The 12,795-nt window shown below is 41.0% G+C and carries 7 protein-coding genes; 5 read left to right on the plus strand and 2 right to left on the minus strand.

Features of this window, described 5'->3' with window-relative positions:
- Positions 1–170: 170 nt before the first annotated feature.
- Positions 171–1,433, plus strand: coding sequence for an FAD/NAD(P)-binding oxidoreductase (locus RT138_RS05785; RefSeq protein ID WP_313189949.1), 1,263 nt, complete (start codon positions 171–173; stop codon positions 1,431–1,433).
- 90 nt (positions 1,434–1,523) lie between these two features.
- Here RT138_RS05785 and RT138_RS05790 read toward each other — a convergent pair whose 3' ends face one another.
- Positions 1,524–2,327 (minus strand): response regulator, encoded by an 804-nt coding sequence (locus RT138_RS05790; protein WP_313189950.1) that lies wholly within the window; start codon positions 2,325–2,327, stop codon positions 1,524–1,526.
- Positions 2,328–2,331: 4 nt separating this feature from the next.
- Entirely contained in the window at positions 2,332–5,442 is a 3,111-nt protein-coding gene (locus tag RT138_RS05795; RefSeq protein ID WP_313189951.1) for a two-component regulator propeller domain-containing protein, read from the minus strand.
- Positions 5,443–5,622: 180 nt separating this feature from the next.
- Between RT138_RS05795 and RT138_RS05800 the strand changes: the two genes are divergently transcribed.
- Genes RT138_RS05800 through RT138_RS05815 form a run of 4 tightly spaced genes read left to right on the plus strand, consistent with a single transcriptional unit; the run spans position 5,623 to position 12,786 of the window.
- Positions 5,623–8,790, plus strand: a complete 3,168-nt coding sequence (locus RT138_RS05800; protein ID WP_313189952.1) for a TonB-dependent receptor — start codon at positions 5,623–5,625, stop codon at positions 8,788–8,790.
- Between the two features lie 2 nt (positions 8,791–8,792).
- Complete coding sequence (locus tag RT138_RS05805) at positions 8,793–10,610, plus strand: RagB/SusD family nutrient uptake outer membrane protein (protein ID WP_313189953.1); 1,818 nt, start codon at positions 8,793–8,795, stop codon at positions 10,608–10,610.
- A 4-nt stretch (positions 10,611–10,614) separates the two neighbouring features.
- On the plus strand, positions 10,615–11,289 hold the full coding sequence (locus RT138_RS05810) for a DUF3823 domain-containing protein (RefSeq protein ID WP_313189954.1): 675 nt from the start codon (positions 10,615–10,617) through the stop codon (positions 11,287–11,289).
- 6 nt (positions 11,290–11,295) lie between these two features.
- Positions 11,296–12,786, plus strand: coding sequence for a sulfatase (locus tag RT138_RS05815; RefSeq protein WP_313189955.1), 1,491 nt, complete (start codon positions 11,296–11,298; stop codon positions 12,784–12,786).
- Positions 12,787–12,795: the final 9 nt, after the last annotated feature.

Raw genomic sequence — 12,795 nt, forward strand, 5'->3', positions numbered from 1 at the left:
CTTTCTATTTATACCTTAATTATTTGCTTTTGTTTAACTGTTATACAAAGGTGACTAAATCCGTATAGTTGTGCATTGATGTATGGTAAGAAGTATTTCTCTTTAGTAACTAAAGTTACAAAGCCAAGGTTTTCATAATGTTAACTTTATACTAACCAATATTTAGACTTATGGACGTTCATTATAAAATCATCATCATCGGTGCTGGTACGGCAGGCATTATGACTGCCGCCCAACTGCTCAAAAAAGACCCAAATTTAGAAATTGCTATTATTGACCCAGCCAAAAAGCACTATTATCAACCGGCATGGACATTAGTAGGAGCTGGAGCCTATGATTTTGATAAAACTGTTAGACCCATGAAAGACTTGATCCCCGAAGGTTGCACTTGGATCAAGCGAGCCGTAATTGCCTTCTCTCCTGAAAAAAACAGCATTCAACTGGACAACGGAGAGGTTCTTGAATATGATTTCTTGATTGTTGCCTGCGGATTGGTCAACGACCTCAGCCTAATCGAAGGGCTGCAAGAGGCTATTGACAGAGGCGTGGCCTGCTCCAATTACATCGATCCAAACTATACCTGGAAATGCATACAAAATTTTAAAGGTGGCAATGCAGTCTTTACCCAACCGACAACCCCCATTAAATGTGGCGGCGCTCCACAGAAAATAATGTACCTGGCATGTGACTATTTCAAGAGAAATAATTTAGCTGACCATGTAAATGTAACATTTGCCACTCCGGGATCAGTAATATTCGGGGTAAAGGTCATCGCGGAAACACTGATGAAGGTCATCGATCGGTACAACATCAATTTTAAACCCTTCTATGCCCCAATAAAAATAGATTCAGATAAAAGAATCATCACTTTCAAGAGCTCAGATCCTAAGGATAACGAATGTGTGATCAACAAGGGCGACTCCGATGAAGTTCCACAACAAATGGAACAATTAATTGAAATACCTTTTGACCTCCTGCATTTGGCGCCACCCCAAACAGCTCCCAAATTTGTCAAAGACTCTGTATTGGTCAATGATGCCGGTTGGTTGGATGTAGACATCAACAGTATGCAACATAAAAGATTCGCCAATATCTTCGGACTTGGTGATGTGGCCGCCTTGCCTACTGCAAAAACTGGAGCCGCAATAAGAAAACAAGTTCCTGTAGTTGTTGACAACCTCTTAAAGTTGATCAAACTACAAGCGGCAGACAACAAATCCTATGAAGGGTATTCTTCATGTCCACTCGTAACAGGATATGGAAAGATGGTGCTCGCAGAGTTTAACTATAAAAATGAATTTACGCCAGACCCCAAATTGAAACAGATGCTGATCAAGGACAGCAGTAAAGAGCATTGGCGCCTTTGGTTATTGAAAAAATATTTATTACCGCACCTGTATTGGAACAAAATGCTCAAGGGTGAAGAGGAATAACAAAGAAACACTCTACCTATAATTTTTTTTTAAATTAGCGATGCAAACTGGTTGGCAATTCTGTCGGCCAGTTTCTTTTTTTGGAGAGTATTAATTAAACCTGAACTTCACCAGCTTCTCTTGCTGGAACCTAGCCTCCCATTCTTTTGGACTATAGCCAAAATGCTTCTGAAAATTCCGGATAAAATGGGAACTCGAACTGAATCCAACCATATTGGATATCTCATAAACCTTATAGGATCCACTGTTTAACAATTGTGAGGCCTTCTTCAGCCGAAGGTTGTTTATCAATTCATTCGGAGATAAATTGGAGGTTTGCTTGATCTTTCTATACAAGGTAGGTCTACTGATGTTCAATTTATCCGCCAGGAACTCTACACATAAGGAAGTATCATCGATATGGTCCACGATCAGTTGCTGTAACTTGTCCATAAAATCTTCCTCAATGCTAGTATGCAACAACAATTCATCAGGATCTTGCTGTTGTGCATAATGTTCTTTCACAAACATCCTGTTTTTCAACAGGCTCCTGATCTGTGCCTGAAGGAATGAAGGTGAAAATGGTTTCTCGATATAGGCATCAGCGCCATACTCCAAACCTTCAATTTTTGCCTGAAGGCTGTTTTTCGCTGTTAGGATGATAAAAGGGATATGCTTATAATTCTGGTTTCTTTTGACCTGCGCACAGAGCTCAAAGCCATCCAGCTTTGGCATCATCACATCCGACACGATTAAGTCGATATGTTGTTTTTGAAGGACCTCTAAAGCCAGATATCCATCATGAGCCTGCACGATATCATAGTCATCACATAGATCATCTGTCAAAAAATCCAAGATCTCTTGATGATCATCTACCAATAGAATTATTTTGCGGACTTCTAATTCTTGTGACATTCTATTAAAGGTTTTTAGGAATAGCGAGAACGAATATATTTAAATTTTCGGAATTCTCTACATACCTTAGGTCACCCGAATGTAGCAAGGCGAAAGAATGTGCCAATGCCAATCCTAATCCGGAACCTTCAATTTGACTGTGCTGATTCGATCGATGGAATGGTTTAAATAACAGGTCCACTTCCCTTCTATTCAATATATGTCCATCATTTTTTAGCTCCAATATCCAATAATTCAACTTATCATCATCAATCAAATGGATATCTACCATTTTATCAGCGTACTTAAGTGCATTCGAAAAAAGATTTTCCACTATCTTACTGATCATATCCTCATCAATCTTTCCAATTATGCCTGGTTTAATATCTTGTGTCAATACAATGCCTTCAACCTGAAAGGAAGTCTGATAGTCTTTTATAAACTCCGTGATAAACTCGGAAATATTGCATACCGTAAGGTTCAACTGTTTTTCATCGGTCTCTACCTTTCGGAAGTCCAATATGCTATTGGTCAGCCTGACCAGCTTTTCCGTATTCTTCTGCATGGTCGTCAAGAGTCTATCTGTCCTATCCTCCCCTAAATTTTTATTGTCAACGAGCTTTTCCAGTGGCCCTTTGATTAAGGTCAGCGGCGTCTTGATATCATGGGCAACCTGCGTAAAGAAATCCAATTTTGCTTGATACAATCTCCTTTCTCGATTAGCATTGATTTCCATCAGATGCCTGCGGTTTCGCTCCTTAATCTGGTTATCAAAATATTGATAGATAAAAAAGACCAGTAGAATAAGGATTATCGCATATACGGCAAATGCCAATCCGCTTGCCCAAAAGGGTTTGCGAACTTCAATTGGAATCGCAATCTCATCAGAAATTATCCTTCCTTGGCTATCAAGAGCTTTGACCAGCAATTGATATTCCCCAGAAGGCAATTTGGTGTAATACGCTTTGTTTTCTTTGGACAACACCCAATCTGAATCAAAACCTTTCAACTTATATAAATAGGAAGTAGATGCGGCGTCCACATAGTTCAAAGCGGCAAAATCAAATTGAATCGTAGACTCATCATAATCCAGTAAAACCTTATCATAGTTCAGCTTCGTAAACTTCTGACCATATTCATAATTGACCTCTAGGTTCCTTTTGGATGATCGGGCAAATGTAAAATAGATAGGGACCTTAGTTTCGGAATTCCTTTCCCTAAGAAGGGAATCAGGATGAAATTTAATCAATCCATTGGTGGAACCAAAGTATAGATTACCTTCCTTATCCTTAAACATGGAGTTGTAGTTAAACTGTAGATTGGACAAACCAAACTCCTTATTATAAACACTTAACACATACGTATTAATATCTATACTGATCAATCCATTGGTACTGGACAGCCACATATTTTTATTCGAATCCTCCTGCATGGACAGGATTAGATTACTGGGCAGCCCATCCGATTTGGTGAAACGCTTAACGATCTTGTTATCTTCCGAACAGATGGTTAGTCCATTCTCCGTAGCGATCCAAATTTTCCCTTCTGAATCCTGTTGAATTCTATTGGTCCTATTGCTGTTGATACTCGACTGATTATCCCAATCATGCTTAAAAACCTGACTTGACTTCAAATCTGGATCAACTAAATATACCCCATCTCGCCAAGTGGTCAACCAAATCCTACCCATTCGATCTTCCAGCATCGAAGTGAAAAATATGGAATCAGGAACGGCATCCACTAATCGGAACCTATCCTTTCCAGGGAAAAACTCATATAAACCATTTGGAGTCGTAAAGAATACTCTTCCATTTTTAGTTTTGTAGGTACTCATGACGAAATTGGATCCTAATTCCGATTGGGTATTTTCTTGGTTATAATGTGCAATGATCTTTTTGCTGTTGATATTGATTATATCCAGACCATTATTGAATGTTCCAACCAAAAGGCTGTCACCCACGATTTCCAGTCCATGAATATTATTATGCGACAGACCATTCTTGGTAGAAAAGTGGATGAAGCTATTATTACGCTTATCCCAGAAATTCAAGCCATTATCTTCCGTTCCTATCCAAAGATTCCCATTTTTATCCTGTCTTATTTCACGGACTGCATTTCCAGAGATCGAATTAGGATTCTCCATCGGAAATGTTCTTTCAAACAGATTGTGTTTATGATGGAAATAATTGAGCCCTCCAAAATAGGTTCCGATCCATACCCCACCCTGATGGTCCTTTAATATACTATAGGCTGCATTATCCGAAAGCGACCAAGGATTATCCCGCTCATGGCAAAAGACTCGCCATGCATTGTCCCTGGTATCCAACACAACCAATCCTGATTCTGAGGCTATCCATAATTCATGGGTATTTATTTTTTTGATATCCCGAACAAACAACCTAGTTCCATTTTTTACAAAAGGAATTACCTGTGCAAGGACCTTAGACTTTAAATCCAGAGATATCAAGCCATTATGTTGTGTCCCGATCCAGATTTTGTCATCATGTTCAAAGGCAATGGATTCTACATTCAGGAACCTCTCCTTATTTACCCAGAATGCAATATTGTTCTTCCCATCAACAGAGAAAAGGCTTTGGTGACCTGCAGCCCAGACCTCATTCTTCGAATTCTTTGTCAAGGCAGTCACGTTGATATCTGAAAAATGAGGTTCAGCTTTAAGTTCCAATCCTTTGGAATTCAATTTAAAGAGTTTATAGCTTGAAAGGAACCATAAATTCTCCTTTCCATCATGCTGCATCTCAATGATTTCTTTCATTTCAGTGCCAGGCACCAGTTTGAAGGTTTCCGTTTTTGCATGGAATTTATACAGTCCATTATCCGTTCCTACCCATAGGACATTATACTGGTCGACCAACAGGCAGGTAATATAATTGCTGGCTAGGCCATTCCTTGCTTCAATATCACTGAAATACTTTTTAAAGGTATATCCATCAAACCTATTCAGTCCGTCCTTTGTGCCGAACCAGAGAAATCCATTTTTATCCTGGGTACTGCACAAGACCGCATTATTGGACAATCCTTCGGTAATATTGAGATGATCAAAATTAAACACCTGGCCCCAAACCCTACTAAGCAAGGAAATCAAAAGGACTACAGATATCAATAGGTTTCTCATCAGATAGGTTTAATAAGGACAAAATAACAATTTTCCCGATAAAGAAACACTAAGCATCAGTATTAAGGCACTTGTAACAGGCTTTGATACAAAATGGCTATAAATTGAGATAATTAGTCAATTTAATGAAAGGCCCCCTCTTTAAATTTGAGTATCAATTATATACTAACCAATCTTCCAATGAAAAAAAGAAATCTAAACTCTTTGCACATTCGGTATTTATTGCTTTTGGGCTTATCGATGCCATTGGTTCCTATGTTTGTTCATGCTCATCCAGTTACCTTTCGTTCTTCAGCATTACAGCAACAGGAAGTAAAAGGTACTGTTCGCAATCAACAAGGTGAACCATTACAAGGTGTAACTGTATTCCCCAAATCAAGACCAAATGCTGGCACCGTAACTGATGAACAGGGAAATTTCACCGTCACTGTTACTTCAGCCAACGAAACCATTGTTTTTAGAAACATTGGCTATGTTACCCAAGAGCTTCCAGCGAGCAACAATATGGCAATCAGCTTACAGGCTTCAGATGATAACCTTGAGGAGATCGTTGTTGTTGGTTATGGTACACAGAAGAAAGAATCCTTAACCGGAGCGATTTCAACCGTTACTTCCAAAGATATCGCAAGATCGGTCGCTGCAACAACTTCTGGAGCCATGGTCGGAAAGATCGCCGGTGTAAATAGCCGGATGCCTGATGGTCGTCCCGGTGCATCAACCAGTATCAATATCCGTAACATGGGAACTCCACTATATGTTATCGACGGAGTACAGAAAGATGAAGGACAATTCAACAACCTAGACTTTAATGATATCGAGAGTATCTCGGTTCTAAAAGATGCTTCCGCAGCCATTTATGGTGTACGAGCGGCGAATGGAGTTGTCGTGGTAACGACGAAAAAAGGATCTCGTGGTGATAAAAATGAATTTAATATCAACTCATATTACGGCTGGCAGAGCATGTTTAGATTCCCTAGACCTGCAAGTGCAGCCACCTATGTAAAAAGTTATATCCAATCTGACGCCATCTTGGGTATCCCCAACCCTCAGTATACGCCAGATGATCTAGCAAAATGGGAACAAGGAACGGAAAAAGGATACCGACCATGGGACTGGTATGATTATATCTTGGAAACAAGCCCCCAAAAATACCTGTCCGGAAGCGTATCAGGTGGTTCTGAAAAAATCAACTACTACCTAAGTGCCGGCCACTTGGACCAGCAATCGATCATCAAAAATTATGGTGGTTTCAAAAGAACCAATGTTCAATTGAACCTAGAGGCCAATGTTTCGGAAAGATTGAAGATTGGCGGTAACTTGAATGGCCGTATAGAGAAACGTAGACAACCAGGTGTTCCAGGTGGTGATGATACCTGGCAGGCTTTGTTTGCAATCTATAGAAACTTACCTACCGCAAGGCCATATGCCAATGATAACCCACTGTACCCAGCAAGGACAGCTGCCAATACCGAAACAAACTTCGCGATGTTGAACTATGATCTTTCTGGTGAATTTAGGGATACATGGCGTGTGATGCAATTGAATTTCAATGCAGAATACAAAATTAACGACCATTTGAAATTTACAGGTTTAATGGGCTATTATTTAGCAAACCGCTGGATGGATAACCAAGAATATACCTATAAACTTTATGGCTATGATGAAGCGACGGACACCTATCCAGTAGTCTTCAGCATGGACAATCCATGGCGTGAGCGTGATATCCGAATGATCGAAGAATTGAGTTACCAAGGAACCTTGAACTATAACCGCACCTTTGGAGAACATACCATTGCCGGCGTATTTGCTGCTGAAGCCATACAAAGAGATACCCCAAGATTCTGGGCCCATGATAGACCTGCATCAAATGCACTATCATTGATGTATTTCCAAACGATGGACCAATTTGATGATTTCGGTAATGACACACAAGCTAGAGCAGGTTTTGCAGGCCGTATCAACTATGATTTTGCCCAAAAATATCTCTTGGAATTATCGGCTCGTTATGATGGTTCTTGGAAGTTCCCAGAAAACAACCGTTGGGGATTGTTCCCATCAGTTTCTGCAGGTTGGAGAATTTCCCAAGAGAATTTCTGGAAAGAATCTAATTTCGGCTCCAAATTCACCGATTTCAAGGTCCGCGCATCTTATGGTGTCTTGGGTGATGACAACCTAGATCCTTGGAACTATTTCGCATTTGGCTTTATGCCAGGATACACCTACAAACAAGGTGGCTCGGTGATCAATGGAAACTATGTAGTAGGTGCACAACCACGCGGTTTACCTGTAACTACCTTATCATGGATCAGAGCAAATACCTTCGATGTGGGTGTTGACTTTGCCCTATTCGGTGGTAAATTATCTGGTTCATTAGATTACTTTAACCGCAAAAGAACTGGTTTACCAGCATCTCGATATGATGTGCTCTTACCTACAGAGGTGGGCTTTGGCTTGCCTTATGAAAACCTGAATTCTGATATCCACCGTGGTATGGATGGAAGTATTATGTGGAGCAGCACCCTTCAAGACTTCAGATATAATATTGGAGGTAACTTCACATTTGCTAGACAGATTGATGGTGAACAATATAAACCAAGATTTGGAAATGCTTGGGATCAATATAGAGGGTCAATCCTAAACCGTTATGCCTTCTTGAACTGGGGCTATGAGTCCCTTGGACAATTCCAAAGCTGGGATGAGATCCGTAATTATGATGTGGACAATGATGGCCAAGGCAATACCAGCCTTCGTCCAGGAGACATTAAATACAATGATGTCAATGGCGATAAGGTTATCAACGGACTAGATCAGCGACCAATCGGTTATAGGCAAGGTGGATTACCTTACTTGAACTTTGCCGTTAACCTTGGTCTTGGATACAAGGGTTTTGACCTGGCTGCGGATTTTACCGGTGCATCTTTTGCATCTTACCGCGCAAACTGGGAAGGTATGCTACCGTTTCATGATGGTGGTAACAACGCTGGATATTACATGGAAAACCAATGGATGTTGAGCGATATCACGGATCCAAACAGCGACCTGATTCCAGGAAAGTTCCCGACACTGATCAGAGGTAACCAAAACCACAGTAACTATTGGCACAGTGACTTTTGGGTCATGAACGTGACCTACCTAAAATTAAGGAACCTTCAAGTAGGCTATACTTTGCCAAGTAAAATGACAGAACGATGGGGATTCAGAAACATACGTGTGTATTCCATGATGCAGAACGTATTCAGCATTGATAATTTGGGCGAGATGAAAATTGACCCAGAAATCACCTCCGAGTCTGGAATCCAATACCCTACCAACCGAGTTATCAATGTGGGATTAAACCTAACTTTTTAGTCATGAAGAAATTTAAAATTTATATACTATCAGCAGCATTATTGGCAGGTACTGCGTCCTGTTCCAAGTTTTTGGACAGAGAGTCTGAATCCATCCTAACTGATCAACAGGTCTATTCAGATGAGAAAATGGTTGCTTCCGTATTGGCCAATTATTACGGAAGAGTAAGTTGGGGGCAACATATCGCGAATACAGGCAGTATGGCAATGCTGGATGAAGCGGCCTTCTCTTCTGGAGGACCCAACAATATGCAAGATTATGGTGATGCACTTTGGCGTGTGTATGACTATACCCTGCTCAGGGACCTCAACTTATTTATCAATGGGGTAAGGAAATCATCTTTCAGTGAAACCACACAGGATAATTTCGAGGGTGAAGCTCGCTTTCTGAGGGCATGGACTTACTTCAATATGGCACGAGGACTTGGCGGTGTACCGATCATCAATGATGAGGTATTTGATTACCAGGCAGGAATCGATATTACGACCCTGCAATATCCACGCTCTACCGAAAAAGAGATCTATGATTATATCATAAAGGAATGTACTGAAATCAGCAGCTTATTGTCCGATGCCAAGAATACCAATTCTGCTAGAGCCAATAAATGGGCTGCTCTGTCCTTGAAAGCCAGGGCCGCCTTATATGCAGGATCTATTGCAAAATACAATTTCAAGACCCCAGAGGTGAAGACTAGCGGTGGCGAAGTAGGCATACCTGTTGCGGAAGCACCAAAATATTACACCCTCGCCTATGAAACTGCAAAGGATATCTTACAAAACAGTCCTTATGAACTGTACAATAAAAATGCTGACAAAGGAAGAAATTTCTACGAGGCTGTAAGCAGTAAAGGCAGCACGGAGGTGATCTGGGCTAGAGATTATAAATATCCTGGGCAAACCCATCAGTACACCAACAATATCATCGCCTCTTCCGTACGCGGAGATATTGATGCCAATATCATTACCCCTGTATTGAACTTAGTAGAGGATTTTGAATATACAGATGACCGTAATGGCGCATTAAAATTGACCAACGGTGCCGGTGATTTCATCTATTACAATAATCCATCAGATGTCTTTGCCAAAAAAGATCCAAGGTTATATGGGACCATCATATACTCAGGTGCCGATTTCTTGGGTTCAACCATTACTTATCAAGCCGGTGTAAGGTATTTGGAAGGTGGTACTTGGAAAATAAAAACAGCTGAACCTGGAAAATCAGAAGCTCCCTATGGTTTGATTACCAGCATGGATGGACCTACTACTTCCAATGATCAATTTGTCAATAAATCTGGATTCAATATCCGTAAATTTTTGGAAGAAAACAGGGATGCTTCAACCCGTGGTCGTGGTAGCGATATGTGGTTTGTGCGCTTTAGATTGGGAGAGATCATATTGATCGCTGCCGAGTCTGCTCTGGAACTAAACAAACCTCAAACCGAAGTTGCTGGATTTATTAACCAATTGCGAGACCGTGCAGGAATCCAAAAATTAACTACGGTAACCTTTAATGACATTGTTCAGGAAAGAAGGGTTGAGTTAGCATTCGAGGATCACCGCTATTGGGATCTGAAAAGATGGAGATTGGCACATACCGTTTGGAACGGCCAGCAGGACAATCCTAAGGCTACCATGTATGTCCTGTTTCCATACAAAGTGTATGCACCTGGAACTGCAAATCATGGTAAGTGGGTTTTTGAAAAGCGTAAATCTAGTCACGTGATGTACCCTCGATATTTTAGGTTCCAAAATTATTACAACTTTATCGACCAAGGTTGGATCGATAGAAATCCAAAATTAGTCCGTAACCCTTATCAATAAGACAATGAAAAGAATAAACATATTAGCCATCGGAATATTCCTAAGCCTAGCCCTACTCTTTTCCTGCGGAAAGGATAATTACGACGCCCCAAATGCAAACTTGACAGGCAAAGTGACCTATAAGGGTGCAGCAGTGGGTGTGAGGGGTTCCAACAATTCCGTCCGCCTACAGTTATGGCAAGATGGATACGCCCTTAAAAACCCAATTGATGTTTTTGTCACCCAAGACGGTTCCTTCTCAGCAGCGCTTTTCAACGGTACCTATAAATTGATCACGGTTCCTGGAAATGGACCTTGGAAATCCAAGACAGATACCATGACCGTGCAGTTAAATGGTAACACCACTATTGACTTCCCTGTAGAGCTTTATTATGACCTCAAGGATATCAAATACCAATTGAACGGCAACAACCTAACTGCAACCTTCAATGTAGAGAAACTTGATCCTAGCAAAACCTTGGATGACATCAATCTATTGGTTGGTAAGACCAAGTTTGTCGACTTAGGTCATTTTCTGAAGAGAGCGAATAAATCGGGGGATTCGAACGGAAATGTGACCTTGACCGTGGATATCGGTCCGGAATTGCAATCGAATCCAATCCTATTTGCGAGGGTTGCCGCTAAAATCAATGGTATCACTGAAGCTATTTACGACGCTAACATACATCAGGTTAAATAATTGGAAATGCAGATTTTAAGCCGTATAACCCTCATTGTCCTTACCTTATTAAGCTTTTGCCAAGCGCAAGAAAAGCCTTATAATGTATTGATGATCCTAGTGGATGATCTACGTCCAACATTGGGTGCATACGGCGATAAAGCTGCAATCAGTCCAAATATTGACCAATGGTCCAAAAATGCCATGGTCTTTGAAAGAGCCTATAGCAATCAGGCTGTATGCGTAGCCTCAAGATATAACCTACTCTTAGGTTCAAGGTCTACATCTACCGGATTATATGATTTTGGGAGGGCATTTCGGGAATTTTATCCCGATGCTACGACCCTCCCAGAATTGTATAAGAACAATGGTTATTATACAGCAGCCATTGGGAAGGTATTCCATGTTGGCCATAATACCTACAATGACGAGCAATCTTGGTCAGTGAACCATTGGCATGACAAGGTGATCGAATATGCTGCCAAAGACCATAATAAGGAAACCAGGGAAGAAGCATTATTCGCCAATAAAAGTTGGGAATATGCCAATCAACTGGAAAAAGGTTCTGCTTGGGAAAAACTGGATGTAGCAGATGATGCCTACGCCGATGGCAGGGTAGCCAACGAAGCAATAGCACGAATGGACAACCTAAAAGCCAGCAAACAGGCTTTTTTCTTGGCCGTTGGTTTTGCAAGGCCTCACCTACCCTTTACGGTCCCAAAGAAATACTGGGACCTATATGATCAGGAGGAACTACCGTTTCCAAGCATAGAGAACAATCCAAAGAACGCACCTTCTTGGGCGGTAAAAAGAGATGGGGAAATATCCCAATATGCCCAGGTGCCTTCCGCAAAAGACAGCGATCCGTTTCCACCAGCTTTAACCAAGACCTTAATCCATGGTTATTATGCAGGGGTCAGCTATGTAGATGCTCAAATTGGGAAAGTATTAAAACATTTACAAAGGACAGGCTTGGACAAAAACACAATTGTCGTAATTTGGGGAGACCATGGTTACCTATTAGGTGAAATGGGCATGTGGACGAAACATGTAAACTATGAATTAGCCAATCGTATCCCCTTGCTGATCAAACATCCTGCTATGCAAAAAACAGGACACAGCGAGGAATTGATTGAAACAGTTGACATCTATCCTACCTTGGCAGCCATGAGCGGCCTGGACCTAAAAGAAGCGAAACAACCTATAGACGGGATAAGCTATGCAAGTATGCTGCTTTCTGGAAATGGAAGCGTAAGGGAAACCGTGTACCATTGTTTTCCAAGAGATGGAAAACTTGGAAGGGCCATTCGGGACAAAGACTATCGACTGATTTCTTGGCAGAATTTTCAAGGAACTGAGGATCCACAATATGAACTCTACCACTATAATAATGGACTGGTAGAAACTGAAAATATTTGGAGAGAAGATCATCCAGCATTTATTAAACTTAAGGGAGTCTTATCGGCACAACCAAAACCTTTGCCAATGAGACCCGCATCTAAACCACGAAAACATTAACAAACAAGA

Origin of the sequence: Sphingobacterium sp. (assembly GCF_032065005.1) — a bacterium.
Taxonomy (GTDB): domain Bacteria; phylum Bacteroidota; class Bacteroidia; order Sphingobacteriales; family Sphingobacteriaceae; genus Sphingobacterium.